This window comes from Serratia myotis (assembly GCF_027474885.1).
GTDB lineage: Bacteria > Pseudomonadota > Gammaproteobacteria > Enterobacterales > Enterobacteriaceae > Serratia > Serratia proteamaculans.
In genome coordinates this window covers 1,370,350-1,396,264 of record NZ_CP099707.1, presented here as the reverse complement: position 1 = coordinate 1,396,264, position 25,915 = coordinate 1,370,350, and the positions used below count along the sequence as shown (strand labels likewise).

26 protein-coding genes and 1 riboswitch are annotated in these 25,915 nt (G+C 56.8%); of the genes, 9 read left to right on the top strand and 17 right to left on the bottom strand.

Annotation, left to right across the window (positions count from 1 at the left end; translation table 11 throughout):
• The first annotated feature begins 6 nt into the window (after nucleotides 1-6).
• Genes NHG65_RS06555 through NHG65_RS06545 form a run of 3 tightly spaced genes read left to right on the top strand, consistent with a single transcriptional unit; the run spans nucleotide 7 to nucleotide 4,023 of the window.
• On the top strand, nucleotides 7-1,737 hold the full coding sequence (locus tag NHG65_RS06555) for an ATP-binding cassette domain-containing protein (RefSeq protein ID WP_499183062.1): 1,731 nt from the start codon (nucleotides 7-9) through the stop codon (nucleotides 1,735-1,737).
• A complete protein-coding gene (locus NHG65_RS06550; RefSeq protein ID WP_232519145.1) occupies nucleotides 1,734-2,906 on the top strand; it encodes an ABC transporter permease in 1,173 nt (390 codons plus the stop codon). The genes NHG65_RS06555 and NHG65_RS06550 overlap by 4 nt, the downstream gene beginning before the upstream one ends.
• Nucleotides 2,907-2,916: 10 nt before the next feature.
• Complete coding sequence (locus NHG65_RS06545; protein ID WP_085115677.1) at nucleotides 2,917-4,023, top strand: ABC transporter permease; 1,107 nt, start codon at nucleotides 2,917-2,919, stop codon at nucleotides 4,021-4,023.
• A 44-nt stretch (nucleotides 4,024-4,067) separates the two neighbouring features.
• Here NHG65_RS06545 and NHG65_RS06540 read toward each other — a convergent pair whose 3' ends face one another.
• The 6 genes from NHG65_RS06540 to moaA all read right to left on the bottom strand — a co-directional run bounded on the left by NHG65_RS06540 (nucleotide 4,068) and on the right by moaA (nucleotide 7,634).
• Nucleotides 4,068-4,778 carry a Bax inhibitor-1/YccA family protein gene (locus NHG65_RS06540; protein ID WP_099065169.1) on the bottom strand — a complete coding sequence of 237 codons (711 nt, stop codon included), beginning with the start codon at nucleotides 4,776-4,778 and terminating at the stop codon, nucleotides 4,068-4,070.
• Nucleotides 4,779-4,909: 131 nt separating this feature from the next.
• Nucleotides 4,910-5,377, bottom strand: a complete 468-nt coding sequence (moaE, locus tag NHG65_RS06535) for a molybdopterin synthase catalytic subunit MoaE (RefSeq protein WP_170924993.1) — start codon at nucleotides 5,375-5,377, stop codon at nucleotides 4,910-4,912.
• A 2-nt stretch (nucleotides 5,378-5,379) separates the two neighbouring features.
• Entirely contained in the window at nucleotides 5,380-5,625 is a 246-nt protein-coding gene (moaD, locus tag NHG65_RS06530) for a molybdopterin synthase sulfur carrier subunit (RefSeq protein ID WP_017891981.1), read from the bottom strand.
• Nucleotides 5,622-6,101 carry a cyclic pyranopterin monophosphate synthase MoaC gene (gene moaC / locus NHG65_RS06525; RefSeq protein ID WP_012005756.1) on the bottom strand — a complete coding sequence of 160 codons (480 nt, stop codon included), beginning with the start codon at nucleotides 6,099-6,101 and terminating at the stop codon, nucleotides 5,622-5,624. Before moaC ends, moaD begins: the two co-directional genes overlap by 4 nt.
• 5 nt (nucleotides 6,102-6,106) lie before the next feature.
• On the bottom strand, nucleotides 6,107-6,619 hold the full coding sequence (moaB, locus tag NHG65_RS06520) for a molybdenum cofactor biosynthesis protein B (RefSeq protein WP_085115674.1): 513 nt from the start codon (nucleotides 6,617-6,619) through the stop codon (nucleotides 6,107-6,109).
• A gap of 28 nt (nucleotides 6,620-6,647) precedes the next feature.
• The gene (gene moaA, locus NHG65_RS06515; protein WP_165366370.1) at nucleotides 6,648-7,634 is read right to left on the bottom strand and encodes a GTP 3',8-cyclase MoaA; all 987 of its coding nucleotides are present in this window, start codon (nucleotides 7,632-7,634) and stop codon (nucleotides 6,648-6,650) included.
• A riboswitch (molybdenum cofactor riboswitch) is annotated at nucleotides 7,621-7,763 on the bottom strand. Its footprint overlaps the gene before it by 14 nt.
• A 260-nt stretch (nucleotides 7,764-8,023) precedes the next feature.
• Between moaA and NHG65_RS06510 the strand changes: the two genes are divergently transcribed.
• Complete coding sequence (locus tag NHG65_RS06510; protein ID WP_099065167.1) at nucleotides 8,024-8,941, top strand: gluconeogenesis factor YvcK family protein; 918 nt, start codon at nucleotides 8,024-8,026, stop codon at nucleotides 8,939-8,941.
• 4 nt (nucleotides 8,942-8,945) lie between these two features.
• Here the strand turns inward: NHG65_RS06510 and NHG65_RS06505 are convergent, their stop codons facing one another.
• Both NHG65_RS06505 and uvrB read right to left on the bottom strand, forming a co-directional pair.
• The gene (locus tag NHG65_RS06505; protein WP_085115739.1) at nucleotides 8,946-9,203 is read right to left on the bottom strand and encodes a VF530 family protein; all 258 of its coding nucleotides are present in this window, start codon (nucleotides 9,201-9,203) and stop codon (nucleotides 8,946-8,948) included.
• A gap of 107 nt (nucleotides 9,204-9,310) precedes the next feature.
• Nucleotides 9,311-11,323, bottom strand: coding sequence for an excinuclease ABC subunit UvrB (uvrB, locus tag NHG65_RS06500; RefSeq protein WP_261251857.1), 2,013 nt, complete (start codon nucleotides 11,321-11,323; stop codon nucleotides 9,311-9,313).
• Between the two features lie 1,333 nt (nucleotides 11,324-12,656).
• Here uvrB and NHG65_RS06495 point away from each other — a divergent pair.
• Nucleotides 12,657-13,367, top strand: coding sequence for an ATP-binding cassette domain-containing protein (locus tag NHG65_RS06495; RefSeq protein WP_085115670.1), 711 nt, complete (start codon nucleotides 12,657-12,659; stop codon nucleotides 13,365-13,367).
• Nucleotides 13,368-13,558: 191 nt separating this feature from the next.
• Nucleotides 13,559-15,193 (top strand): hypothetical protein, encoded by a 1,635-nt coding sequence (locus NHG65_RS06490; protein ID WP_499183061.1) that lies wholly within the window; start codon nucleotides 13,559-13,561, stop codon nucleotides 15,191-15,193.
• Nucleotides 15,194-15,250: 57 nt separating this feature from the next.
• On the opposite strand, the gene bioD is transcribed toward NHG65_RS06490, so the two are convergent.
• From bioD to bioB, 4 genes are read right to left on the bottom strand one after another with little or no spacing between them, the layout of a single operon-like run.
• Nucleotides 15,251-15,931, bottom strand: a complete 681-nt coding sequence (gene bioD, locus NHG65_RS06485) for a dethiobiotin synthase (RefSeq protein WP_262261188.1) — start codon at nucleotides 15,929-15,931, stop codon at nucleotides 15,251-15,253.
• Nucleotides 15,924-16,691, bottom strand: a complete 768-nt coding sequence (gene bioC, locus NHG65_RS06480) for a malonyl-ACP O-methyltransferase BioC (RefSeq protein WP_219015629.1) — start codon at nucleotides 16,689-16,691, stop codon at nucleotides 15,924-15,926. The genes bioD and bioC overlap by 8 nt, the downstream gene beginning before the upstream one ends.
• Entirely contained in the window at nucleotides 16,675-17,826 is a 1,152-nt protein-coding gene (bioF, locus tag NHG65_RS06475) for an 8-amino-7-oxononanoate synthase (RefSeq protein WP_099065162.1), read from the bottom strand. The genes bioC and bioF overlap by 17 nt, the downstream gene beginning before the upstream one ends.
• On the bottom strand, nucleotides 17,826-18,863 hold the full coding sequence (bioB, locus tag NHG65_RS06470) for a biotin synthase BioB (protein WP_012005745.1): 1,038 nt from the start codon (nucleotides 18,861-18,863) through the stop codon (nucleotides 17,826-17,828). Before bioB ends, bioF begins: the two co-directional genes overlap by 1 nt.
• Nucleotides 18,864-18,953: 90 nt before the next feature.
• Between bioB and bioA the strand changes: the two genes are divergently transcribed.
• Nucleotides 18,954-20,228, top strand: coding sequence for an adenosylmethionine--8-amino-7-oxononanoate transaminase (gene bioA / locus NHG65_RS06465; RefSeq protein ID WP_413477215.1), 1,275 nt, complete (start codon nucleotides 18,954-18,956; stop codon nucleotides 20,226-20,228).
• Nucleotides 20,229-20,232: 4 nt separating this feature from the next.
• Here bioA and NHG65_RS06460 read toward each other — a convergent pair whose 3' ends face one another.
• Entirely contained in the window at nucleotides 20,233-20,634 is a 402-nt protein-coding gene (locus tag NHG65_RS06460) for a YkvA family protein (RefSeq protein WP_499183060.1), read from the bottom strand.
• Nucleotides 20,635-20,800: 166 nt separating this feature from the next.
• Here NHG65_RS06460 and NHG65_RS06455 point away from each other — a divergent pair, with 166 nt between their 5' ends.
• Nucleotides 20,801-21,283 carry a kinase inhibitor gene (locus NHG65_RS06455; RefSeq protein ID WP_283602746.1) on the top strand — a complete coding sequence of 161 codons (483 nt, stop codon included), beginning with the start codon at nucleotides 20,801-20,803 and terminating at the stop codon, nucleotides 21,281-21,283.
• Nucleotides 21,284-21,324: 41 nt separating this feature from the next.
• Here the strand turns inward: NHG65_RS06455 and pgl are convergent, their stop codons facing one another.
• Nucleotides 21,325-22,320 (bottom strand): 6-phosphogluconolactonase, encoded by a 996-nt coding sequence (gene pgl / locus NHG65_RS06450; RefSeq protein ID WP_207976029.1) that lies wholly within the window; start codon nucleotides 22,318-22,320, stop codon nucleotides 21,325-21,327.
• 178 nt (nucleotides 22,321-22,498) lie between these two features.
• Between pgl and NHG65_RS06445 the strand changes: the two genes are divergently transcribed.
• Entirely contained in the window at nucleotides 22,499-23,323 is an 825-nt protein-coding gene (locus NHG65_RS06445) for a pyridoxal phosphatase (protein WP_099065158.1), read from the top strand.
• Between the two features lie 33 nt (nucleotides 23,324-23,356).
• Here the strand turns inward: NHG65_RS06445 and modC are convergent, their stop codons facing one another.
• The 3 genes from modC to modA are packed head-to-tail and all read right to left on the bottom strand — an operon-like array spanning nucleotide 23,357 to nucleotide 25,884.
• Entirely contained in the window at nucleotides 23,357-24,424 is a 1,068-nt protein-coding gene (gene modC, locus NHG65_RS06440; protein WP_499183059.1) for a molybdenum ABC transporter ATP-binding protein ModC, read from the bottom strand.
• A complete protein-coding gene (modB, locus tag NHG65_RS06435) occupies nucleotides 24,425-25,114 on the bottom strand; it encodes a molybdate ABC transporter permease subunit (protein ID WP_499183058.1) in 690 nt (229 codons plus the stop codon).
• Complete coding sequence (gene modA, locus NHG65_RS06430; RefSeq protein WP_207976033.1) at nucleotides 25,111-25,884, bottom strand: molybdate ABC transporter substrate-binding protein; 774 nt, start codon at nucleotides 25,882-25,884, stop codon at nucleotides 25,111-25,113. Before modA ends, modB begins: the two co-directional genes overlap by 4 nt.
• Between the last annotated feature and the right edge of the window lie 31 nt (nucleotides 25,885-25,915).

Genomic DNA, 25,915 nt, shown 5'->3' with positions numbered 1-25,915 from the left:
GCGGTGATGGAACAGGTTATTGAGCTGGAAGCACTGGAAAAACGCTTTCCGTCATTGGAAAAACCGGCGGTTGCCAGCCTGACCACCCGGCTGACCAGCGGCGCGGTCACCGGGCTGGTTGGCCCGGACGGTGCCGGGAAAACCACCCTGCTGCGTATGCTGGCCGGGTTGTTGAAACCCAGTAGTGGCACGTTGCGCGTCGCCGGGTTGGATCCGATCGCCCAGGATCGTCAGTTGCACGCCATCCTCGGCTACATGCCGCAAAAGTTCGGCCTGTATGAAGATCTGACGGTGATGGAAAACCTGACGCTGTATGCCGATCTGCGCGGCGTCACTGGAGATCTCCGCAAGCAAACCTTCGATCGGCTGCTGACATTTACCGATCTCACCCGCTTTACCAGCCGGCTGGCGGGCAAGCTTTCCGGCGGCATGAAACAGAAGCTCGGACTGGCCTGTACGCTGATCGGGCAACCGCAGGTGCTGTTGCTGGATGAGCCCGGCGTCGGCGTCGATCCGATCTCGCGTCGCGAACTGTGGCGCATGGTGCATGAACTGGCCAACGACGGCATGCTGATCCTGTGGAGCACCTCTTATCTGGATGAAGCCGAACAGTGCCGCGAAGTGCTGCTGCTCAACGAGGGCGAGTTGCTGTTCAGCGGCGCGCCGAAAGATCTTACCCAACGGATGGCCGGGCGCACGGTGCTGATCGCGCCGCCAACCGGTAGCCACCGTGCCCTGCTGCAACGGGCGATCTGCCTGCCGACGGTCACCGACGGCGTGATCCAGGGCAAGTACCTGCGGCTGATCCTCAGGCAAGGCGAAGATCATCGGCAGGTCCTGCAAGCATTGGATCTGCCTGATGCCGAGCTGAGCGAAGCGGATCCTCGCTTTGAAGATGCGTTTATCGATCTGCTCGGCGGCGGGCCAAACAGCAAATCGGCGCTGGCGGAGATCATGCCGACCGTCGAGGGAGAAAGCACCGAAACGGTGATCGAAGCGCAAGGGCTGACCAAGAAATTCGGCGACTTTGCCGCCACCGATCACGTGGACTTCAAAGTACAGCGCGGTGAGATTTTCGGCCTGCTTGGTCCGAACGGTGCCGGTAAATCCACCACCTTTAAAATGATGTGCGGGTTGCTGGTGCCGACCGAAGGCAAGGCCCTGGTGCTGGGCATGGATCTGAAAACCAGCTCCGGTAAGGCACGCCAGCATTTGGGGTATATGGCGCAGAAATTCTCGCTGTACGGCAACCTGACGGTGGCGCAAAACCTGAAGTTCTTTTCCGGCGTTTATGGCCTGAGCGGCAAGGCGCAGCGCGATAAAATCAGTGAAATGTCCAGCGCCTTCAACTTTGGCCCGATCCTCAACCAGACGCCCGACTCCCTGCCGCTTGGCTTCAAACAGCGGCTGGCGCTGGCCTGCGCGCTCATGCACGAGCCGGATATTTTGTTTCTCGATGAACCGACCTCCGGCGTCGATCCACTGACCCGTCGCGAATTCTGGCTGCATATTAACGGCATGGTAGATAAAGGCGTGACGGTGATGGTGACCACCCACTTTATGGACGAGGTGGAATACTGCGACCGCATAGGGCTGGTGTATCGCGGTAAGATCATCGCCGCCGGCACGCCGGACGATCTCAAACACCAGGTCGCCAGCAGTGATAATCCCAATCCTTCCATGGAACAGGCGTTTATCGAGCTGGTGCAGGGTTATGATCAGGAGGAGCAGTCATGAGCCCCAAAATAGCCATGAGCGAAAAAAACGCCGCCCGCGATGACAGTGGTTTTTCCTGGCGGCGGCTGCGCGCGCTGTGCCTGAAAGAGACACGGCAAATCCTGCGCGATCCGAGCAGCGGGCTGATCGCCTTTGTCATTCCATTGATGCTGCTGTTTATCTTCGGCTACGGCATCAACCTGGACTCCAGCAAGCTGCGGCTGGGCATTCTGATGGAACAGCAGAGCGAAGAGGCGCGTGACCTGGCCAATGCCTTTGCCGGTTCGCCCTATATCGAGCCGACCATCAGCGACAACCGCCAGCAGTTGATCCAACTGATGCAGGCCGGGCGCATTCGTGGGCTGGTGGTGATCCCCAATGATTTTGCCCAACGCATGGCGCGACCGCACGACAGCGCACCGATACAAATTATTACCGACGGCAGCGAGCCGAACACCGCCAACTTTGTCCAGGGCTATACCCAGGGAGTGTGGCAAGTCTGGCAGCAACAGCGTGCCACCGATAATGGGCGTGAGGAAAAACCGTTAATCGATGTACAGATGCGCTATTGGTTTAACCCGGCGGCCATCAGTCGGCACTACATTATTCCCGGTGCCATCACCATTATCATGACGGTGATCGGCGCTATCCTCACCTCACTGGTGATCGCCCGCGAGTGGGAGCGCGGCACCATGGAGGCGCTGCTTTCCACCCAGGTAACGCGCACAGAGCTGCTGCTGTCGAAGCTGGTGCCCTACTATTTTCTCGGCATGATCGCCATGGTGCTATGTATGGCGGTGTCGGTATGGGTGCTCGGCGTGCCCTATCGCGGCTCGCTGCTGATTTTATTCGTCATCAGCAGCCTGTTCCTTGCCAGTACGCTCGGCATGGGGCTGCTGATTTCAACCATTACCCGCAACCAGTTCAACGCGGCAATGGTGGCGCTGAACGCGGCCTTTCTGCCTTCGATCATGCTGTCCGGCTTTATCTTCCAGATCGACAGCATGCCGGCCATCGTGCGCGCCGTGACCTACATCATTCCGGCACGCTATTTCGTCAGCACGCTGCAAACGCTGTTCCTGGCGGGCAACGTCGGTACGGTGTTGATGATTAACCTGCTGTTCCTGATCGCTTCGGCGGTGGTGTTTATCGGCCTGACGGCCTGGAAAACCCAGCGGCGGCTGGATTAAGGGGAATAAGATGTTTCATCGTCTCTGGACGTTAATCATAAAGGAAATGCAGTCGCTGCTGCGCGATCCGCAGACCCGTGCCATCCTGATTATGCCGGTTATCCTGCAGGTGCTGCTGTTCCCGTTCGCCGCCACGCTGGAGGTGACCAACGCCACCATCGCGGTCTATAGCGAAGACAGCGGTCATGCCTCGGTCGAGCTGACCCAGCGCTTCGCCAAAGCCAAGGCCTTCTCGCATGTGTTGCTGTTGCGCAGCCCGCAGGAAATACAAACCACCATCGATAACCAAAAGGCCCTGCTGCTGATCCGCTTCCCGGCCCAATTCTCGCGTGATATCGCCAACGGCAATACGGCCCCGCTGCAATTGTTGCTCGATGGGCGCAACTCCAACAGCGCGCAGATCGCCGCCAACTATGTTCAGCAAATTGTGCAGGACTATCAGAATGAACTGATCGGCGGTCGCGCCAAGCCGAACAACAGCGAGCTGGTGGTGCGCAATTGGTATAACCCGAATCTGGATTACAAATGGTTTGTAGTGCCTTCACTGATCGCCATGATCACCACCATTGGCGTGCTGATTGTTACTTCATTGTCGGTAGCACGAGAACGCGAACAGGGCACGCTAGAGCAGTTGCTGGTGTCGCCGTTGACCACCTGGCAGATTTTTATCGGTAAAGCGGTACCGGCGCTGATCGTCGCGACCTTCCAGGCCAGCATCGTGTTGCTGATTGGCATCTTTATCTATCAGATCCCGTTCGCCGGTTCGCTGCTGCTGTTCTACGGCACCATGCTGGTTTACGGATTGTCTTTGGTGGGGTTCGGTCTGCTGATCTCGTCGCTGTGCGCCACCCAGCAGCAGGCATTTATCGGCGTGTTCGTGTTTATGATGCCGGCGATCCTGCTTTCCGGCTATGTCTCACCGGTGGAGAACATGCCGGTGTGGCTGCAAAACCTCACCTGGGCCAATCCCATCCGCCACTTTACCGACATCACCAAACAGATCTACCTGAAGGACGCCAGTTTCAGCATCATCTGGCACAGCCTGTGGCCACTGCTGGCGATCACCGCCACCACCGGCAGCGCCGCCTATGCCATGTTCCGCCGCAAAATTGCATAAAAAAAGGGCTCAGCATGCTGAGCCCCTACAAGTCATATTGATTCTTATCTGCGGTTGCCGAAAATGCGCAGTAACATCAGGAACAGGTTGATGAAATCAAGGTACAGCGTCAGCGCGCCGACGATGGCGTACTTGCGGAAGCTGTCTTTGTCATCGGCGTTCAACTGCTCGCCCATCGCTTTCAGTTTTTGGGTGTCATACGCCGTCAGGCCGACAAACACCACCACACCGATATAGGTAATCGCCCACATCAACGCAGTGCTTTTCAGCCAGATATTGACCAGCGAAGCCAGTACGATACCGATCAGCGCCATAAACAGCATGCTGCCGAAACCGCTCAAATCACGCTTGGTGGTATAACCGTACAGGCTCATCGCACCGAACATGCCGGCGGTCACCACAAAGGTACTGGCGATCGAGCTGTAGGTATAGGCGATGAAAATACTGGAAAGCGTCAACCCGGTTAGCGCCGAATAGAGCATAAACAGCGCGGTGGCTACCGTACCGTTCAGCCGGTTGACCATGCCGGAAATCACGAACACCAGCCCTAACTGCACGATAATCAGGCCGAAGAAGGTGATCTGGCTGGAGAAGATAAAGTTAAGGATCGCGGGCGTGTTGGCCGCATACCAGGATACAAACGCCGTCAACAGCATGCCACAGGTCATCCAGCCATAAACCTGCGCCATATAAGCCTGAATGCCGCTGTTGGCACGTTCGACGATTGAACCATTAGAGCGTGGATATCGGTCCATGACGGTTACCTTTTGCGTGTGGAACAAGATTTCAGACCCTCACAACGGCGGGGTCTACCTGCTATAAGCCTACCACAGAAAACCTAACCTGAAAGTTGCAAAGGTATTGATATATTTCTGCTGTTTACCGATTATTTAGCCGCTTTATGCCAGCGTTGTGCCGCCTGATGATCGCTGTCACGCGCATCGACCCAGCGGTCGCCCTGCCCAACTGCCTCGCGTTTCCAGAACGGTGCGCGGGTTTTAAGGTAGTCCATGATAAATTCGCTGGCCTCGAAGGCCATGCTGCGGTGGGCGCTGGTCACGCCGACAAACACAATCTCATCACCAGGGAATAACTCACCGACGCGGTGGATCACCGTTGCACGCTGCAATGGCCAGCGGCTGCGTGCTTCATCCACGATCTCTGCCAGCGCTTTTTCGGTCATGCCTGGGTAGTGTTCCAGCGTCAGCGCACTGACGTTATCGCCCAGATTATGGTTACGCACCTTGCCGGTAAAGGTCACCACGGCACCATCGTCGTCGCACTGTGCCAGCCACTGGTATTCGTCGCCGACGTTGAACGGCGCTTCACCCACGCGGATACGGGTATTTTCCACCATTAACCTCCGGTTACCGGTGGAAAGAAAGCGACTTCGTCACCGGCGCGCAACGGATGCTCTGCCGCCACCAGCGACTGATTCACCGCGGTCAACAGCTTGCCGGACTCCAATGCCAACGCCCAACGATCGCCGCGTGCGCACAATGCCTTACGCAGCGCCTCTACCGTGGGGTAGTCCGCCGGCATTGACAGATCACCGGTGCCGACCAGTTCACGCACCTGCGCAAAAAACAGAATATTAATCATAGCTCCACCTTAAAATCACCGGATTTACCGCCGCTTTTCGCCAGCAGCCGCACCGGGCCGATCACCATGTCTTTCTGTACCGCCTTGCACATGTCGTAAATGGTCAATGCGGCCACCGACGCGGCGGTCAAGGCTTCCATTTCGACACCGGTCTTGCCGGTCAACCGACAGCAGGTTTCAATCCGCACCCGGCTGTGTTCCGGCTGAGCCTCCAACTGCACTTCTACCTTGCTCAGCATCAGCGGGTGGCACAGTGGGATCAGCTCCCAGGTGCGTTTCGCCGCCTGAATACCGGCAATACGCGCCGTGGCGAACACATCACCCTTGTGGTGGCTGCCCTCGATGATCATCGCCAGCGTGGTCGGCAGCATCTCAACGAAGGCCTCGGCACGCGCCTCGCGTACCGTCTCTGCCTTGGCGGAAACGTCGACCATATGGGCTTCGCCCGCGGCATTAATGTGGGTTAGCTGCGTCATAGTTTTTATTTCTTCAGGTGTGGCAGAAAGTTACACGGGCGGTGGCGCGCGTCCAACTGCTCTTCAATAATGCGTTCCCAGCCGGTGCGACAGGCGCGGGTCGAACCCGGCATGGCAAAAATCACCGTCTGGTTGGCCATACCGGCCAGCGCACGCGACTGGATAGTGGCGGTGCCAATCTCTTCATAGGACACCATGCGGAACAGTTCACCGAACCCTTCCACTTCACGGTCGAACAGCGGCAGCAGCGCTTCCGGAGTGTTGTCCCTGGCGGTAAAGCCGGTGCCGCCGGTGATCAGCACGGCCTGAACCTGTTCGTCAGCAATCCACGCGGAGACTCGCGCGCGGATTTGATAAATATCGTCTTTGACAATGGCGCGGTCCACCACCTGGTGCCCGGCTTCAAGCGCGGCTTCCTGCAGATACTGGCCCGAGGTGTCTTCTGCTTCACCGCGGCTGTCCGAAACGGTCAGAATGGCGATATGCGCCGGAATGAATTCGCTGCTGGCATGACTCATTGCTTGCTCCCGTGCAATTTAGAAAAATTTAGCCGCCGATAAACGACAGGTTCTGCGTGATGCCGCTGTTGCCCTGGTGCAGGAAATGAGTCTGCTTTTTGGTCCGCAGCCCGCCCTGAATGCGATCCTTCAATTCCTCAAGCTGGCCGTCATCCGCCAGCAGATCGCGCAGGCTAATGCCCTGCTCACCGAACAGGCACAGATGCAGATTACCGATGGCGGAAACCCGCAGCCGGTTGCAGCTGGCACAGAAATCTTTTTCATACGGCATGATTAAACCCACTTCGCCCTGGTAATCCGGGTGGCTGAACACCTGCGCCGGACCGTCACTGCGGCCGCGCGGCTGCAACTGCCAACCCTGCTGTTCCAGTTGCGAACGGATCACTTCGCCAGACACGTGGTGTTTGCGGAACAGATCGCCGCCCTCGCCGGTTTCCATCAGTTCGATAAAGCGCAGTTGGATCGGACGGTCTTTTATCCAGTGCAGGAAAGCGCCCAGCTGCTGGTGGTTAACGTCACGCATCAGCACCGCGTTGACCTTTACCTTGCTGAACCCAGCGGTAAAGGCGGCGTCGATGCCCTCCATCACCTGGCGGAATTTGTCCTGACCGGTAATGGCGTGAAATTGACGGGGGTCCAGACTGTCGACGCTGACGTTGATCGCCGTCAGCCCGGCATCACGCCAGGCCATGACGTCGCGAGCCAGACGATAACCATTGGTGGTCACGGCAAGCTGGCGAACGGCCGGGTTTTCACGCACGGCGGCGATGATCTCGGTAAAATCGCGACGCAGCGAAGGTTCACCGCCCGTCAGGCGCACCTTTTCGGTGCCCAGCTCGGCGAATGCGCGGCTAACACGGCGGATCTCATCCAGCGACAAGAAGGTTTTCGGACTGCCGTTAGGGCGATAGCCATCCGGCAGACAGTAGGTGCAACGAAAGTTACACACGTCGGTGATCGACAGGCGCAAGTAATAGAACTTGCGCTCATAAGCATCAATGAGTTGCGGCACCATAACACCTTCCAAAGTCGGGAGATGCGAGCGTTTCCGCCCTGCACCCTGGTGGCTGACTTCGCCACGGCCCAAGCGCCATATTGTTCACCAGAACAACGTAGGCCCAGAGGCTAGGAGTTTTGGTCTCAGTTCCCGCTGCCTGAGTAGCCGGAACGAAACCGTGGTTTTCATCAGAATTCTAGCGCTAAACAAAGGCGATAGCCAACGCCCAATTTCGCTATATAATTGTGTATACAGCGTTTTTAGGCGATTCCAAATCTGGTAAACCATGATAAACGCCCTTTACGCAGACGAATTGACCGGAATCACGCAAATCACACTCTTTTTCGCGTTTTTACGCCAAATCCGCTACTTTATGCGGGCAGTTAAGCCCCTTTGTAAGGAAATTTATGCGTAATCGTACCCTGGCCGATCTCGATCGGGTGGTGGCATTAGGTGGTGGTCATGGTCTTGGCCGCGTGATGTCTTCCCTGTCGTCTTTAGGATCCCGTTTAACCGGTATTGTCACCACCACCGACAACGGCGGTTCCACTGGCCGTATCCGCCGTTCAGAAGGCGGCATTGCCTGGGGCGATACCCGTAACTGCCTGAATCAGCTGATTACCGAACCGAGCGTAGCCTCCGCGATGTTCGAGTACCGCTTTAGCGGCAATGGCGAACTCTCGGGGCATAACCTCGGCAACCTGATGCTGAAGGCGTTGGATCACCTCAGTGTACGTCCACTGGAGGCGATCAATCTGGTACGCAGCTTGCTGAAGGTGGACGCGGCGTTGATCCCGATGTCCGAGCAACCGGTGGATCTGATGGCGCATGACCATGAAGGCAACCATGTTTACGGTGAAGTAAATGTCGATCAACTGACCGATATGCCGCAGGAACTGATGCTGTCACCGCACGTCCACGCCACGCGAGAGGCGCTGGACGCCATCGCACAGGCCGATGTGATCCTGATCGGGCCAGGCAGCTTCCTGACCAGCCTGATGCCACTGCTGCTGCTGGATGACCTTACACAGGCGTTACGTCGCAGCAGCGCCAATATGATTTATATCGGCAATCTGGGCCGCGAACTGAGCGTTGCTGCGGCTGCCCTGACGCTAAAGAACAAGCTGGAGCTGATGGAAGAGAAAATTGGCCGTCAGATGATCGACGCGTTGATTGTTGGCCCGGCGGTAGATACCCATGAAGTACAGGATCGGGTGGTGATTAAACAACCGCTGGAAGCGACGGATGTCCCTTACCGTCACGACCGTCAGTTGCTGCGTCAGGCGCTGGATCAGGCTTTGATCGAGTTAGGCGCTCGCGGCTAAAGCGTTACTCGCCGCCACGCAGCCATGGATTATCGCTGGCGGCCTTATCGACCATATCGATATAAAGATCTTCCACCTGCTTGCGTGCCCACGGCGTGCGGCGCAGAAACTTAAGGCTGGACTTGATGCTGGGATCGCTGCTGAAGCAGTTGATGCGAATGCGTTCGGCCAGCCCTGACCAGCCGTAGTTCTCCACCAGTTTATTCAAAAGTTGTTCCAGAGTGACGCCGTGCATCGGGTCTTTGGACTGGTGTTCGGTCATGGTCTGCGGCTCGTAATAGTCAATTGGCCGCACACCATAATCAGCTTTGGCGGAGGCGACAAGGATTTTATGTTTGGCAGCGCCGCACTCTGCGGCGTGCCAACCGGTCATGAAATCGCGATAAACTGCTCACGCAACTGGTGGATCTCATCGCGCAAGCCCGCCGCCTGCTCGAACTCCAGGTTCTGGGCGTGTGTATACATCTGCGCTTCCAGCTCGCGGATTTTTTGATCCAGCGCTTTTGGCGTGAGGTGTTGGTACTGTGCCGCGTTTTCTGCCGCCTTGCCCTTGCCTCGACCCTTGCCACGGTTACCCGGTTTGCCCAACTGCAGAATATCGGAAATTTTCTTGTTCAGGCCCTGCGGCACAATGCCATTTTCTTCGTTGAACGCCTGCTGTTTGGCGCGGCGCCGTTCGGTCTCGCTAATCGCCCTGGCCATCGAGTCGGTAATTCTGTCACCGTAGAGGATCGCTTTACCGTTGAGGTTACGCGCCGCACGGCCGATGGTCTGGATTAACGAACGTTCGGAACGCAGGAAGCCTTCTTTATCCGCGTCCAGGATCGCCACCAGCGACACCTCAGGCATGTCCAACCCCTCACGCAACAGGTTGATGCCCACCAGCACGTCAAACTCGCCCAGGCGCAGGTCACGAATGATTTCGACCCGTTCCACAGTATCGATGTCCGAATGCAGATAGCGCACACGCTCGCCGTGCTCTTCCAGGTATTCGGTCAGGTCTTCTGCCATGCGTTTGGTCAGGGTGGTAACCAGCACCCGCTCGTTGACCGCCACCCGCTTGCGGATTTCGGAAAGCAGGTCATCCACCTGAGTTGTCACTGGCCGCACTTCTATTTGCGGATCCAGCAGCCCGGTAGGCCGCACCACCTGATCGATAATATCGTCGCCGGACTTCTCCAGCTCATATTTGCCCGGCGTGGCGGACACATAAATGGTCTGCGGCGCCAGCGCTTCGAACTCTTCAAAACGCATCGGGCGGTTGTCCAGCGCTGACGGCAGGCGGAAACCGTATTCCACCAGCGTTTCCTTGCGCGAACGGTCCCCCTTGTACATGCCGCCGATTTGCGGAATGGTCACGTGAGATTCATCGACCACCAGCAGGCCATCCGCCGGTAAATAATCAAACAGCGTTGGCGGTGGCTCGCCTTCTCCACGCCCGGACAGGTAGCGCGAGTAGTTTTCAATGCCGGAGCAGTAACCCAATTCGTTCATCATCTCCAGATCAAACTGGGTACGTTGCGTCAGGCGCTGTTCTTCCAGCAGCTTGTTGTTGGCCAGCAACACCTTGCGCCGCTCGGCCAGATCCACCTTGATCTCTTCCATCGCCTGCAGGATCCGCTCACGCGGCGTCACGTAGTGCGACTTCGGGTAAATGGTAAAACGCTGGACCACCTGTTCGATCTGGCCGGTCAAAGGATCAAACAGCGAAAGCCGCTCGACTTCTTCATCAAACAGCTCGATACGCAACGCCAACTCGTCTGACTCCGCCGGGAAGATGTCGATCACCTCGCCGCGCACGCGGAAGGTCGCGCGCTGGAAGGCCTGATCGTTGCGGGCATATTGCAGCTCCGCCAAACGACGCAGGATCGAACGCTGATCGATGATCATCCCCTTGGTCAGGTGCAGCATCATCTTCAGATAGAGATCGGGATCGCCCAGGCCGTAGATCGCCGACACCGACGCCACCACGATCACATCGCGGCGTTCCAGCAGCGCTTTAGTCGCGGAAAGGCGCATCTGCTCGATGTGTTCGTTCACCGAAGCATCTTTTTCAATAAAGGTGTCGGAACTGGGGACGTAGGCTTCCGGCTGATAGTAGTCGTAGTAAGAAACAAAATACTCGACCGCATTCTCGGGAAAGAACTCTTTCATCTCGCCGTACAGCTGCGCCGCCAGCGTTTTGTTAGGTGCCAGCACCATGGTCGGCCGGTTTAGATCGGCGATCACATTGGCGACGGTAAATGTCTTGCCCGAACCGGTAACGCCCAACAGCGTCTGGTGGGCCAGACCGTTTTCCAGGCCCTCTTCCAGCTTGCTGATGGCTTGCGGCTGATCGCCGGCCGGTTTGAAATCGGAATGCAGTTTGAAAACTTTACTCATATACCCTTCGTCTTTCAAATTGCCGCGTTGCTACCGGCTGTCGTAGTGAGCGGGCGCAGCATGCAGCGCCCCTACCTGGAGATGTGCGCGCTCAGGCGGCCATAGAGCTAATGCTCGATGAATGGCCTCTAATTATGGAAAGCCCCGGCGATTTTCGCCAGTCACTATGATACTGGATATAAAACCAGCTTCAAGCGATTCGTTGCTTCAGCGTGCGCCAAACCAGGCCGAATGCACCGTCAGGGTTACAGCCGCGTGACATTTTTATTGTCAATAACAGATTTATCCCCAAAATCCGTCACGAATTAACTTATTGATAGCACTGCGGCCAAAAATCATACATAGAGACTTCATCAATACATTAGCCGCTTGATTTTAGTTAATTTATTGATAATTAATGATTTTATAAAAAAGACGAGATTGCGGACAAAGCGAACAGAACCCGCGTCCGCTCTCGCTTTAAACCGGTTTTCTAAATCTAATGCACAAGGTTATCCACAGGAATAGTGGATAACTCTCACCGCCCCGCCCCGGCCGGGAGTTGCAGAAAGAACGCTTTTTGCCGTTTCTGTTCGCCAAGAGGGCTTTTTTAGTTATTTTTTCACAATAATATCGCTTTTGTTATGCCGATTAATGCTAAAAAGGCCCATTGCCAAAAACGGATTTATCTCATTGTTGCTATCATCGGTTACATCTTGCTACAACCGGCGAAATAGTTTGCACCATAACCTTTCTTCGCAGCACTGGAAGAGTGCAAAAATCGTCCGCGTTAACTTTCCCCCTTATTTTCACTCGGCCCGCCAGGTCCGTCCTGCCCCGGAAAACCGTTAACAAGACAATAACAATCCCTTTTTTAACGCTTTAATAAAGTTGGCCCAAGGGTTGCATTACCCTTCCACGGCAAAAGTACGGTCGGGATAAATATCCGGGTTGTAATGGCAGAGTTTTCCGCCATTACTTAAGCGTAATACTGATGTAAAACCACCGACCTTTGCCGGATAAAGACAAGATGGCGCTAAAAAATTCACAGTAACTGCCATTTTCACCTATATAGCATTGGCTTTACCTGAACCTAAACTACCTCGTTAAAGGTAGTCATTCAGCATTTTGTTCTGGACATTACGACACTCGGGAAAGAAACCGCTGATGCGGAAACTGCAGCAAGGAGTGGATAGCACAGGGAAGTAGAGGTTCGATTGCCGTACCTGCACCGGTCGCTATTGGGCGCCGCCAGGTAAGATCGATGCGGTTTGTTAAATAAAGCCGCGTTACGCCAGCGCCCCGACGGGCGTACATCCACGAGTGGAATACGGGTCTTTGAGGAGAATGCCGGATGTTGAGTTTAAGGTCAGTAAATCAGTTTTACGGGCAAACCCATACCCTGTGGGACATCAATCTGGAGCTGCCACGCGGCCAGTGCACGGTGCTTATCGGCCGTAACGGCGTGGGCAAAACCACGCTGGTGAACTGCATTATGGGCCATTTGCCGGTAGTCAGTGGCAGCATGACCTGGCAGTTGGCGGACGAACCACCGCAAAGCCTGCTCCAGCAGCCAGTGGAAAGCCGCACGGCCCTGGGGATCAGCTACGTGCCGCAAGGGCGACAAATCTTTTCACAGCTCAGCGTCGAGGAAAACTTACAGGTAGCGCTAATGGCCGGTCGCGACAGGACTCGCCGCATTCCCCCCTTGATTTACAGCCTGTTCCCCAACCTGCGAGAAATGCGCAGCCGCCGGGCCGGCGATTTAGGCGACGGTGAACAGCAGCAACTGGCGATTGGTCGCGCCCTGGTACTGGAGCCGGAATTGCTGATCCTCGATGAACCCACCAACGGCGTGCAGCCCACCATCGCTGCCGATATCGGCAACGTGATCCGCAAACTTAACCGCGAGCTGGGCATGACTATCCTGCTGGTGGAGCACAAGCTGCCGTTTGTTCGTCGGGTAGCAGACCGTTTTTGCCTGATGGACCAGGGGCGCAGCGTAGCCGATGGTACGCTGGAACAGTTGGACGAGGAGTTGATTAATGCCTATCTGGCAGTGTGACTGGCAGGGGTGCAAAGTATTGCACCCCGCTCTCATGGCTTATCTCATACCAACGCCTTGAGCACCGTACCACTCATTGCTCCTTGTGTTGTATCAGCGAAGACAGAGCTCCGTTTGTTGGAAATGACCAAACGCTCCCTCCATATTCAACGGGTTTTCACATCCGATTAACTTGAATTGAGGGATAGACCATGGCCGATAACAATGCAGGATTTATTCAATATAGCGATCTGCTTGATAAAACCTGGACCTTGAAAGAGCGACTCGACGTAGCAGGCATTTACGTCAAATCACGCGATGAACTTATCAAGGCTCAAACCTTCATTACAGGTACATTAAAAAGACCGGCTATTGTAAAGTTCACCGCCCCCTTTGAGGTGTGGACCGCCCCCAAGACCGATATCGATGTCGGCTTCGTTTATATTGACGGCAACGGTGTAAATATCACCACCAATATCCCCAACGGGACTGAAAACGACCACAACTACTTCCTGCGCTGCTATACCACTAGCGCGGCCTTGGATAGCAACGTCCCTATTCGACCAGCACCTGTTTTGAAAGACTTCACCGTCAGAGGAATTGGCGCTACAGTTAAAACATCAAGTACTGAGACTGAGACTAAGTATAACTATATTGATGGTATTCGCTTCCATTCGCCTCAAGGCTCTTTGGGTAATTTTTCCGTCAATAATGTTTATATTTCCGGTTTTTATTACGGTATGTATTTTAGTACCAATGCCTACATCGCACACTATTATGCCTGCGAGGTGATTCGCTGCTTTGAATGTCTCCATATGCCACTCGCAGATACTGAGGCTAAAAACTTCGGTGAGGGGATCAATTTCTTTGGCGGTACTCTCGGCAACTCACAGGGACTAGCAATCAGAAACAGAAATAAAAATGGCGCATTTCGCTTCTTTGGCACATCAATAGATTATGCAGGTGCCATTGCCAACGTCGGGGCCGGAAGCATTGAGTCCCATGGCTGTCATATCGAATTCGGTAATGAAAATAGCCCACTCACTGATATTCCCTTCCGTTGTAGCGATAATCAAAACGCGTCATTACTTATTCAAGGTGGAGAAATCGTTACGCTGGAAGCCACTCTGACGCAAGACTATCTGTTCCACGCACAAGCAGGCAGTAGCGGAATTATCGTAGACAACGTTAAGTTCTATGGAGTAAGAACCGCGACCGGCCGTTATTTTGGCGGTACCGGTGACTTTGTGATTAAAAATAGCCGGCTCGATGGCGGTGGTGGAGGCAAAGGTATTCAGACTTTGACCACCGCCAATAATAACAAGCTCAAAGACGGCAATTTCTCATTTACTACCAAGCCGATAGGTTGGGAGGTTTCCGGTGGCAACGTCAGCAATCCCTTCACCTCAGACGCCATTACCCTCGCTATTGAATCCGGTGCGGGCGTTAACGGCAGCAATGCGCTAAAAGTGACCAAACTGGGGAATACCAACTCTAGTGCCGGTGTGCGGGTGGTTGTTCCGGTATCGCAATATGAACAATTGGGCGCCTGTTTTACCCTGAAAACGCTGAATGGCGGCTCCGGCAATTTATTCGCCACGTTGAGCTATGCCTGTATTCAGGAGGTGGAAAGCAACGGCGTATCGATCATCGCCAAATCAGATGTGGCCGCCTGGGATGGGACTCTCAATGCCAGTGATTATGCCGAGTTTAAGGAATACCGTTTTAACGCCAACCGACGAAAAGTGCCGGTTTGGGCAACCCATGTCATCTTGTCTTTCAATTTGTATGCTTTAGCGAAAAAAGGGGTGCTTTACTTCGATAATGCCTGCATCACCGCCATGTAAAACGGTAAGTCAGCTTTTCTCCGTCCACGGTGGATCCGTGGACGGAAGGCTTAACGCTCAATGGGGTAAAACGCTCAAATCCAGATAGTGCCCCAAAACCTGCCGTTCGGGTTCGGCCAGATGGGGGATCTCTCCCAGCAATGGCGCTGGCAGCATACGGCGCAGCGTGGTCAGATATTCCTGATGGCGACGGCCCGGCGCACTGACGTCGTTGGCGACCCAGCCTACCAACGACAACCCCGCCTGTTGGATCGCCTGCGCGGTCAGCAGCGCATGGTTAATACACCCCAGCTTGATGCCCACCACCAAAATCACCGGCAGTTGCTCCTGCTGCACCCAATCGGCAAAGGTATGCTGCTCAGAAAGGGGCGTAAACCAGCCCCCCGCCCCCTCGATCAACACCCAGTCGGCACGTTGCTCCAAATGGCGTAACCCGGCGGAAAGCTGCGCCAGTTCGATTGGCCGCCCTTCGTCGGCGCTGACAATGTGCGGTGAGGTCGGTTCGGCGAAAACATAAGGGTTTACTTGCTGGTAGTTCAGCGCCACCGCGCTGTTCGCCTGCAACGCCAGCGCGTCACCGTTACGCAGCCCCTCGGCGGTCATCTCACTGCCGGAAGCCACCGGTTTGTAACCGGCGGTGCGGTAACCCGCCAGATTAGCGGCCTGCAACAAGGCGCTGCTGGCCACGGTTTTGCCCACTTCGGTATCGGTGCCGGTGACAAACCAACGCTTAATCACGATAAATCACTCCATAAACCAGATGATAACTGAGCGGGAACTGCCCGCGATCGCAGGGATAAGCCGCCTGTAAAGCGGCGAGCCGCCGACGGGACAGCAGGCCTGCCTCGCGTCCCTGATGCAAATGGGTCGCGCCGATCCCCTTTAGCGATCGCATCAACGCCATCACGTCCGGGTAATTCAGGGTTTGCCACTCCGCCTCCAGACCGTGACGGTAACCGGCGCAGGCTGCGCCAATTTGTTCCAGTGGCAGAAAATCGTTCACATGGCGTTCGCCGTCTACCTGCTGCCAGGCATCGCCCAGTTCGCCCAGCGATCCTTCCGCCAGGGTAGAAAACAGGATCACACCGCCGGGCCGGGTGACCCGGTAGAGCTCCGCCAGTGCCCGTGGTAAATCACTGCACCATTGCACCACCAGGCTGCTGAAACAGATATCCACGGCAGCGTCGGGTAAGGGGATATTTTCGATATCCCCCAGCAGGTAAAGATCTGCCGCCTGTTGCTGGCGGGCGAAGGCCAGCATGCCCGGTGCCAGATCGAGCGCCGTGACCTGCTTGCCAAGTTCGCGCCAGCGACGGCTAAAGTGGCCAGTGCCACAGCCTGCATCAAGCAGTTGTTCGCCACTGTGTGCCAGCCCGATCCCCAACAAGCGCTCACCAACATCACGTTGCAGCACCGCCGCCGCGTCATAGCTGCCTGCCGCCCGACTGAAGGCCGAGGCTACCGCTTGCTTATTGACCGATTCAAACGCTGACGTCATGCAATACCTCCAGCAGACGATCGATATCCTGCGGCTGATGCGCCGCCGTCAGGGTAATACGCAGACGCGCCCCGCCCGGGGGTACCGTTGGCGGACGAATAGCGCTCACCCACAGCCCCTGTTCGCGCAGACTTTGCGCCAGATCGAGCGCTCGCTGGTTATCCCCCACCAGCAAAGGCTGTATGGCGGTAACCGACTCCGTCAGGCTGAGCGACAGCTGGGCTGCCCCCTGGCGGAAACGCTGAATGTTATCCTGCAGCCGGGCACGCAATTCGTCGCCCTGTTGAATGCAATGCAACGCCGCCTGCAATGCGCAGGCCTGTGCCGGTGGCATTGCTGTGCTGTAAATCAGATGGCGGGCAAACTGCAGCAGATATTCGGCCGTGGACTCATCACACAGCACCGCCGCACCGCTGAGGCCAAAGGCTTTGCCAAAGGTGGCCACCAGCAGTTCGGGCCGGACGCCCTGCTGCCAGCAACTGCCGCGTCCCTGTTCGCCATGAACACCGATACCGTGCGCGTCATCAACCATCAGCCAGGCACCGGCCTCGCGGGTCAAACGATGCAGTTCCGCCAGCGGCGCACTGTCGCCGTCCATGCTGAAGACCCCTTCGGTCACCGCCAACATCTGGCCAGTGCAGGGTTTTGCCAACAGGCCAGCCAGCGACTGCGGCTGATTATGGCGAAAACGACGTAACTGAGCCGGAGAGTGGGCGGCGGCCTCCAGCAAAGAGGCATGGCTAAGCCGGTCGGCTAAAATGCGATCCTCTGCCTGCATCAGGGCTGCCAGCAGCGCCTGATTGGCGGCATAGCCGGAAATAAACAGCAGCGCACGCGGGTAGCCCAGCCAGTCCGCCAGTTGCTGCTCCAGCACCTGATGTGCGCTACAAAATCCGGTAACGTGGCCAGAACCACCACTGCCGACACCATACTGCTGCGCTCCCTGCTGCCAGGCGGCGATCACCCGCGCATCCTGGCTCAGGCCCAGGTAGTCATTGCCAGAGAAATTCAGGTAATGCTCGTTGTTAAGCTGGATATGGCGGCCATTGCCGCCCTGGTTCACCTGACGACGGCGGTAAGCGGCGCTCTGCTGCCGCTCCTCCAGCGCCTGTTCAATGCGTTGTTGCCAGCTCATTACAGTGCCGCGTTGTAAAACTCAGCGGTATCGGCCTGCATCAGCTGTGCAGCCAGCGCCTGTTGCTGCTGATTGTCGCCGTGCTCGGTTTCGGTCTGCTGCGGGTTCAGGCCCAGTTTGCGGAACAGTTGCAGGTCTTTGTCTTCTTCCGGGTTTGGCGTCGTCAGCAGCTTGCAGCCATAGAAGATAGAGTTGGCACCGGCCATAAAGCACATCGCCTGAGTCTGCTCGTTCATCTGCTCACGACCGGCAGAAAGACGCACGTAAGAGGCCGGCATCATAATGCGCGCCACCGCTATGGTGCGGATGAAATCAAACGGGTCGACGTCTTCGTTATCCGCCAGCGGTGTTCCCTTGACCTTCACCAACATGTTGATCGGCACGCTCTCCGGCGGCGTCGGCAAATTAGCCAACTGCACCAGCAGCCCCGCGCGGTCACGCACCGTTTCACCCAGCCCGACAATGCCGCCGGAACAGACTTTAATGCCCGCGCCGCGCACCTTGCCCAGGGTGTCCAGACGTTCCTGATAGCTGCGGGTGGTGATGATGTTGCCGTAGAATTCCGGCGAGGTGTCCAGGTTATGGTTGTAGTAATCCAGCCCGGCATCCGCCAGCCGTTCCGCCTGCGTACCATCCAGCGTGCCCAGCGTCATACAGGTTTCCATGCCCATCGCCTTTACTCCCTGCACCATCTGCTGCAGGTAAGGCATATCGCGCTCGTGCGGGTTTTTCCACGCCGCTCCCATACAGAAACGGGTCGATCCATTCGCCTTGGCCTTACGCGCCGATTCCAGCACCTGCTCCACCTGCATCAGCCGCTCCGACTCCAGGCCGGTTTTGTAGCGCGAACTTTGCGGACAGTACTTGCAGTCTTCCGGACAGGCGCCGGTCTTGATTGATAACAGCGTGCTCACCTGCACCTGACGCGGGTCAAAGTGCTGGCGATGAACCGTCTGGGCTTCAAACAACAGTTCAAGCAGGGGTTTATCAAACAGGGTCTGGGCAAGACCCACTGTCCAGTGAATGCGATCGGCCATCACGGCGTCTCCAAAAATGAAAAAAGTGTCGTCAGTTTAGATATTGTGGATATACTGTCAACCATTACGCACATCATTTGGTTTACAAGTATGTCTGTCACTGCCTCCGACCTTGAATTCGACCAGCGCCATATCTGGCACCCTTACACTTCAATGAGTCACCCACTGCCCTGTTACCCGGTAGAGGCCGCCAGCGGCGTTGAACTGCAGTTGGCCGATGGCCGACGCCTGGTTGATGGGATGTCTTCCTGGTGGGCAGCCATTCACGGCTATAACCACCCGCAGCTGAACCTGGCTGCCACGCAACAGCTGGAAAAAATGTCGCACGTGATGTTCGGCGGCATTACCCATCCTGCGGCTATTGCCCTGTGCCGCAGCCTGGTGGCCATGACGCCGGAAGCATTGCAATGCGTGTTCCTGGCGGATTCCGGCTCGGTGGCGGTGGAGGTGTCGCTGAAGATGGCGCTGCAATACTGGCAGGCGCGCGGGGAACGGCGGCAACGCATTTTGACCCTGCGTCACGGCTATCATGGCGATACCTTCGGTGCGATGTCGGTGTGCGATCCGGACAACTCAATGCACAGCCTGTATCAGGGTTATCTGGCACCACACCTGTTCGCTACCGCGCCGCAGTGCGGTTTCGATCAGGTCTGGGATGAAAATGATATCGCGCCGTTTGCCGCCCTGCTGGAACAGCATGCCGGGGAAGTGGCGGCAGTGATCCTCGAACCGGTGGTTCAGGGTGCCGGTGGCATGCGCATTTACCATCCGGCCTATCTCAAGCGGGTGCGTGAACTGTGTGACCGCCATCAGGTGCTGTTGATTGCCGATGAAATCGCCACCGGTTTCGGCCGCACCGGCAAGCTGTTCGCCTGTGAACATGCTGACGTGGTGCCGGATATCCTGTGCCTGGGTAAAGCGCTGACCGGCGGCTATATGACGCTGTCCGCCACCCTGACCACCCGTCACGTGGCGGAGACCATCAGCAACGGCGCTGCGGGCTGCTTTATGCACGGGCCTACCTTTATGGGCAACCCGCTGGCCTGCGCAGTGGCCAACGCCAGCCTGTCACTGTTGGCAGAAAACCGCTGGCAGCAGCAGGTCGCCGCTATCGAAAGCCAATTGAAACAGCAGTTATTGCCGCTGAAGGCGCTGCCAAAAGTGGCGGATGTGCGGGTGCTGGGGGCGATTGGCGTGGTGGAAATGCGTGAATCTGTCGACGTGGCGCAGCTACAGCGTGGCTTTGTCGAGCGTGGCGTGTGGATCCGGCCCTTCGGCAAACTGATTTATTTAATGCCGCCGTACATCATTGAACCTGAACAGCTCAGCCGCTTGACCGACGCAGTGACGGCCGCGGTACAGTAATCGATCACCAATGCTGGTCCAGATAACGGGCCAGCAACACCAGACACCCCACCCACAGCAGAATAATCATCACCGCGGCCATACGGCCGGTAGGATTATCGATGCGCCGCTGCGCTTTCTCCCGAAACTCCGCCATCAGCGGTTTGGGGATCAGCCACACTGCCAGCATGATGCCCAGCGGCACGATGATCACATCATCCAGATAGCCCAGCACCGGGATAAAGTCCGGGATCAGATCTATCGGTGATACTGCGTAGCCCGCGACCAGCAGAGCGACCAATTTGGCAAACCAGGGCGTGCGCCGGTCACGGGCTGCCAGCCAGAGTGCATAAATGTCGCGCTTGATGCCCTTGGCCCAGCGGCGCAGCCAGCCAAACCACGGCGTGCGTTTTTTTAATGAAATCATGGTTACTTTATATCGAGCTGTGAATGATTGATTTCGCGAATGTAGCCTCGCGGTTAATTATGGTAACTCATAGGTGAGGCGACTGGCGAGGTACAATGCTGCTTGTGTTGTTCCGGCAAAACAGTCTAGCTTAAGGCTCTGCTTTTACCGACAACAGGGAGTCACCATGACTTTTCGTTTGTACAGCAATGAGTTGCAAGACGGCGCAAAAATGCCGGAACGTCAGGTGTTTAACGGCATGGGCTATCACGGCGATAACCTGTCGCCGCACCTGGCATGGGATGGCGTACCGGAGGGCACTAAAAGCTTCGTGATTTCGGTTTACGATCCCGATGCCCCAACCGGCTCCGGCTGGTGGCACTGGGTGGTAGCCAATATTCCGGCGGCAACGCGCGAACTGCCCGCTGGCGCCGGCTCCGGCAAAGGGGGTTTACCGGCCGGTGCTATCCAGACCCGTACCGATTTTGGTTCCGCCGGTTACGGCGGCGCGGCCCCACCGCAGGGCGAAAGTCACCGCTATCACTTCACAGTGCATGCGCTGGACGTGGAAAGCATCGAGGTGGATGAAGGCTCCAGCGGCGCGCTGGTCGGTTTTAACGTGCACTTCCATAGCCTCGGCAGTGCCACGCTGACGGTGAAGTACAGCTGATTTTTTGGCAAAAAAAGGGGCGAATGTCTTCGCCCCAGGTTTTACTTAGCCAGGATGCTTACCCACATCGGGCCCTTACCTACCGGGTACCTTGCCAGCGTGGTCAACTTGCCGCTGGCCTGATCAATCTCGTATACCCCGATATGATCGGACTTCTGGCCGGACGAAATCACGAAGCGACCGCTGTGGTCGATATTGAAGCCACGCGGCTGCTCTTCGGTCGGATGGTAGCCGACCACTGACAGGCTGCTACCGTCCTCGGACACGCTGAAAATAGTCAGGATGCTGGCGGTGCGGTCACTGGTGTACAGGAAACGGCCGTTCGGCGTGATGTGGATATCCGCCGCCCAGCGGGTGCCGTTGAAATCGGCCGGCATGATGTCCAGCGTTTGCACCAGGGTATATTTACCGCCGTTTTCGCTGATGGCTAACACGTCTACCGTGCCATCCAGCTCGTTCACGCAGTAAGCATATTTGTCGTTATGGTGGAACGCCATATGACGCGGACCGGCACCGCTAGCGGTCGCCACGGCTTCCTGGCTGTGTGGCGTCAGTTCGCCTTGCAAGTCCAGATTAAACAGGCGGATGCGATCTTCTTTCAGGCAAGGCACCAGCAACAGCTGATTGGTCGGGTCGATATTGGCCGAGTGCGGCGCGGTCAAGCCGTCGATCTGCTGGATAGGCGCGACCACTACGCCATCATGGCCGATCGGGCTGACGCTGGCGCAGTTGCCGCTGTAAGAAGCGGAGAACAGATAACGCCCCTGCAAATCGGTAGAAATATGGGTTGGGCTGCCTGGCAGCGGCGCCATACCGGCCTGTTGCAGTGTGCCATCCGCCTCAATGCGGTAGCTGACAATGCCGAAAGCCGGACGCACACCGACGTACAGATGCGTTCTGTCCGGGTGGATCGCCATCGGTTGGACCTGGCCCGGCGCTTCAACGCTCTGCAGCAGTGTTAACGCCCCCGTGTCGCTTAACTGCCACACGTGAATTTGCTGGCTTTCCGGGCTGGCGACATAAACGATTTGCTTCATGAATTCTCCTTGAATAGGGTAAAAGAGAAACCGGTTTCAGGTTTTTCGGTTTCCCCTAGCTTACCTCACCACTGTGACATAACAACCCCGCGATGCAGATGAAATCTGTGCGGTTTTATCCGTTGCTTATCCGGTGTACCATCGGTTTAATTTTGTTGCTAACTATAATGAGATCCCTATGAGCTACCGCGTCATTGCCCTCGATTTGGATGGCACCTTGCTGGACAACCAAAAACGCATTTTACCGCAGTCGCTGGCTGCCCTGGCCCAGGCACGCGCCGCCGGTATCAAAGTGGTGGTGGTCACCGGTCGCCATCATGTGGCGATCCACCCGTTCTATCAGGCGCTGGAGATAGATACCCCGGCAATCTGCTGTAACGGCACCTATCTGTATGACTTCCAGCAGAAGAAAGTGCTGGCCGCCGATCCGCTGGAAAAAGATCAGGCCAAGCTGGTGCTGCAGATGCTGAAACAAAGCGACATTCATGGCCTGATGTACGTAGACGACGCCATGCTGTATCAGGATGCGAGCGGCCACGTCACCCGTTCATTGGCCTGGGCAGAAACCCTGCCGCCGGCACAGCGCCCAACCTTGCTGCAGGTCAACAGCCTGGTTCAGGCCGCCGACGAAGCGAAGTCGATCTGGAAGTTCGCCACCTCGCACGCCGATATCCCCGCGCTGCGCAGCTTCGCCGAAACGGTGGAAAAGGAACTCGGACTGGCCTGTGAATGGTCGTGGCACGATCAGGTCGACATCGCCAAAGGCGGCAACAGCAAAGGGAAACGCCTGCAACAATGGGTGGAGTCTCAGGGCTTGAGTATGGATCAGGTGGTGGCCTTCGGGGATAACTACAACGATCTCAGCATGCTGGAAGCGGTAGGTCTGGGTGTAGCGATGGGCAACGCCGATGACGCCATCAAGCAACGCGCCGATTTGGTGATCGCCGATCACCTGCAGCCAGGCATTGCCGAGGTGATCCGCACCCGCGTGCTGGGCCAGTAATACTATTGCCCTCCCCCACTGGGAGGGCGCTATTCAACGCGCCTCGCGGCTGATCGACACGCTTTTGACCTGCGCATACAACCACTGCCCCGGTCGGATCGCCAGTTCGTCACGCGCCCACGGCGTAATACGCGCCCAGAGTATGCTTTCCCCCACCGCCAGCTTCACCTCTACCTGCCCGTCAACCTCCAGACACTCGCTCACCTTGGCCGGCAAAATGTTACGGATACTGCTGTTAACCGGCGGTTGTAATATCAGCGAGACATCGGCGGCATTGATGCGGATACGCAGTTGGGCGCCCAGTGGGGCATCGACACCGCTGACCCACAGCCGTTGGTCACCCAACGCCAGCGCCGTCATCGCATAGCGCGTATGGTGTTCAATCACGCTGACACGTAACACGCTGCTCTGATCCTCACGCTGCAACCAGGGCCGCAGCGCGCTGCTGGCCCACACTTCTTCCAGCCCACCAAATGCCCGTACCTGGCCGTTATCCAGCACCATGACCTGCTCCGCCAGGCGCAGGATTTCATCCATGCTGTGGCTAACGTAGAGGATCGGCGTGTTGACGTCCTGTGCCAGCCGCTCCAGGTAAGGCAACAGCTCGCGCTTGCGCGGCAAGTCCAGCGACGCCAGAGGTTCGTCCATCAACAACAGTTCCGGCGCGGTCAACAAGGCACGGCCAATCGCCACCCGCTGTTTCTCACCGCCAGACAGCGTCAACGGCAGGCGATTAAGCAACGGGCCGATACCCAGCAGTTCAACAATATTGTCGAATTGGGCTCGCATGCCAGCCGCCATGCCGTACTGCAGGTTGCCTCGCACCCGATAATGCGGGAACAGGCGCGCATCCTGAAACACATAACCAATACGACGTTTTTCCGGCGGCAAGCACAGGCCGCGATCGGTATCCACCAGCGTACGGCCGTTGAGGACAATTCGGCCCTGTTGCAAAGGCGTCAGGCCGCCGATAGCGTTGATTAATGAGGTTTTACCGGCCCCAGACAGACCAAATATAGCGGTGATGCCCTGAGCGGGCAGATCGGCGCACACCTTAAGGTTAAGATCGCCAAGGCGTTGGCTAAAATCCAGCTCCAGCATTTACACGCCCATCCGTTTACGGCCCCAGCGGGCCAGCCACTCGGAAACCATCAGTGAAACCAGAGACAGCACAATGGCAATCACGCACAGGCGCGCTGCGGCGGCTTCTGCCCCCGGCGTTTCAATCAGGGTATACATCGCCAGCGGGATGGTGCGCGTCTCGCCGGGAATATTGGAAACAAAGGTAATGGTGGCACCGAACTCGCCCAGCGAACGGGCAAAGGCCAGCACCACACCGACAATCACACCGGGTAACGACAGCGGTAGCGTGATGGTGAAAAACACCCGCCACGGGTTGGCCCCCAGGGTACGGGCAGCCTGCTCCAGGCGGGTATCTACCGCCTCCAGCGCCAACTGGATGGCACGAACCATCAGCGGGAACGCCACCACTGCGGAAGCCAATGCCGCGCCGCGCCAGCTAAAACTGAAGCTGAAACCGAACCAGTCATACAGCCATTCGCCGATCACGCCGCGCCGCCCCATGGCGATCAGCAATATATAGCCGACCACCACCGGCGGCAGTACCAGCGGCAGGTGAATAATGCTGTCCAGCAGCGACTTGCCGGGGAAGCGGCAGCGCACCAACACCCAGGCCATCAGAATGCCAAAGGGTAAGCTGCACACCACCGCCAGGGCGGACACTTTCAGGCTCAGCTCAACCGCCTGCCACTCGTACTCACTCAAAATCATTTACGCGGGGAGAATCCATACTGTTTGAAAATGGCAGCCGCTTCCGGGCTCTTCAGGTAGCTGTAGAACGCGCTGACGGCCGGTGTTTGATGACCTTTCACAATGGCCATCGGGTATTCAACCGGTTTGTGACTGTCTTCCGGGAAGATCGCCACCACGCTGACTTTATCACTGGCTACCGCGTCCGAGCCATAAACAATGCCCAGCGGAGCTTCACCACGTTCCACCAGCGCCATCGCGCTGCGTACGTTGTTGGCCCGCGCCAATTTTGGCTCCAGTGCAGTCCAGGCACCCAGGTTTTGCAGCGCTTCCTTGGCATAAATACCGGCCGGCACGTGGTCCGGATCGCCCACTGACAGACGGCCGCCATTCAGCAATTTCGCCCAGTCGGTCTGCTTATCGAGCGTGATTTTAGCCGGTTTGGCATCTTTGGCCGCGATCAGCACCAGCTCGTTACCCAGCAAGGTATAGCGGGTGTCTTTAACTATCTGCTGTTTGTCGATGGCATAATCCATCCACTGTTGATCGGCGGAGATAAACAGATCGGCCGGAGCACCCTGCTCAATCTGGCGTGCCAGCGTAGAAGAGGAGGCGAAAGAAGAAACCACCTGAACATCCTTGCCTTTCTGATACTGGGTCGCGATGTCCTGCAACGCGTTAGTCAGCGACGCCGCCGCAAAAACGGTGACTTTCTCCGCCGCAGAAGCCTGCATGATCATACCGGACGCCAATACAATACCGCCGACCCACTTGGTCCATTGCTGTTTCATTGTTTTCTCCGCAAGTTAACGTGCATTATCA

Excerpts from the sequence above, each read along its gene's own strand:
- moaA (WP_165366370.1), bottom strand. The coding sequence starts at position 7,634 with ATGGTGCCGCAACTCATTGATGCTTATGAGCGCAAGTTCTATTACTTG.
- NHG65_RS06555 (WP_499183062.1), top strand. The coding sequence starts at position 7 with ATGGAACAGGTTATTGAGCTGGAAGCACTGGAAAAACGCTTTCCGTCA.
- modB (WP_499183058.1), bottom strand. The coding sequence starts at position 25,114 with ATGATTTTGAGTGAGTACGAGTGGCAGGCGGTTGAGCTGAGCCTGAAA.
- NHG65_RS06510 (WP_099065167.1), top strand. The coding sequence starts at position 8,024 with ATGCGTAATCGTACCCTGGCCGATCTCGATCGGGTGGTGGCATTAGGT.
- bioB (WP_012005745.1), bottom strand. The coding sequence starts at position 18,863 with ATGGCCGATCGCATTCACTGGACAGTGGGTCTTGCCCAGACCCTGTTT.
- moaD (WP_017891981.1), bottom strand. The coding sequence starts at position 5,625 with ATGATTAATATTCTGTTTTTTGCGCAGGTGCGTGAACTGGTCGGCACC.
- NHG65_RS06540 (WP_099065169.1), bottom strand. The coding sequence starts at position 4,778 with ATGGACCGATATCCACGCTCTAATGGTTCAATCGTCGAACGTGCCAAC.
- NHG65_RS06495 (WP_085115670.1), top strand. The coding sequence starts at position 12,657 with ATGTTGAGTTTAAGGTCAGTAAATCAGTTTTACGGGCAAACCCATACC.
- bioF (WP_099065162.1), bottom strand. The coding sequence starts at position 17,826 with ATGAGCTGGCAACAACGCATTGAACAGGCGCTGGAGGAGCGGCAGCAG.
- NHG65_RS06505 (WP_085115739.1), bottom strand. The coding sequence starts at position 9,203 with ATGACCGAACACCAGTCCAAAGACCCGATGCACGGCGTCACTCTGGAA.
- bioA (WP_413477215.1), top strand. The coding sequence starts at position 18,954 with ATGTCTGTCACTGCCTCCGACCTTGAATTCGACCAGCGCCATATCTGG.
- NHG65_RS06545 (WP_085115677.1), top strand. The coding sequence starts at position 2,917 with ATGTTTCATCGTCTCTGGACGTTAATCATAAAGGAAATGCAGTCGCTG.
- moaC (WP_012005756.1), bottom strand. The coding sequence starts at position 6,101 with ATGACGCAGCTAACCCACATTAATGCCGCGGGCGAAGCCCATATGGTC.
- pgl (WP_207976029.1), bottom strand. The coding sequence starts at position 22,320 with ATGAAGCAAATCGTTTATGTCGCCAGCCCGGAAAGCCAGCAAATTCAC.
- NHG65_RS06445 (WP_099065158.1), top strand. The coding sequence starts at position 22,499 with ATGAGCTACCGCGTCATTGCCCTCGATTTGGATGGCACCTTGCTGGAC.
- NHG65_RS06455 (WP_283602746.1), top strand. The coding sequence starts at position 20,801 with ATGACTTTTCGTTTGTACAGCAATGAGTTGCAAGACGGCGCAAAAATG.
- NHG65_RS06550 (WP_232519145.1), top strand. The coding sequence starts at position 1,734 with ATGAGCCCCAAAATAGCCATGAGCGAAAAAAACGCCGCCCGCGATGAC.
- moaB (WP_085115674.1), bottom strand. The coding sequence starts at position 6,619 with ATGAGTCATGCCAGCAGCGAATTCATTCCGGCGCATATCGCCATTCTG.
- uvrB (WP_261251857.1), bottom strand. The coding sequence starts at position 11,323 with ATGAGTAAAGTTTTCAAACTGCATTCCGATTTCAAACCGGCCGGCGAT.
- bioC (WP_219015629.1), bottom strand. The coding sequence starts at position 16,691 with ATGACGTCAGCGTTTGAATCGGTCAATAAGCAAGCGGTAGCCTCGGCC.
- NHG65_RS06490 (WP_499183061.1), top strand. The coding sequence starts at position 13,559 with ATGGCCGATAACAATGCAGGATTTATTCAATATAGCGATCTGCTTGAT.
- modA (WP_207976033.1), bottom strand. The coding sequence starts at position 25,884 with ATGAAACAGCAATGGACCAAGTGGGTCGGCGGTATTGTATTGGCGTCC.
- modC (WP_499183059.1), bottom strand. The coding sequence starts at position 24,424 with ATGCTGGAGCTGGATTTTAGCCAACGCCTTGGCGATCTTAACCTTAAG.
- NHG65_RS06460 (WP_499183060.1), bottom strand. The coding sequence starts at position 20,634 with ATGATTTCATTAAAAAAACGCACGCCGTGGTTTGGCTGGCTGCGCCGC.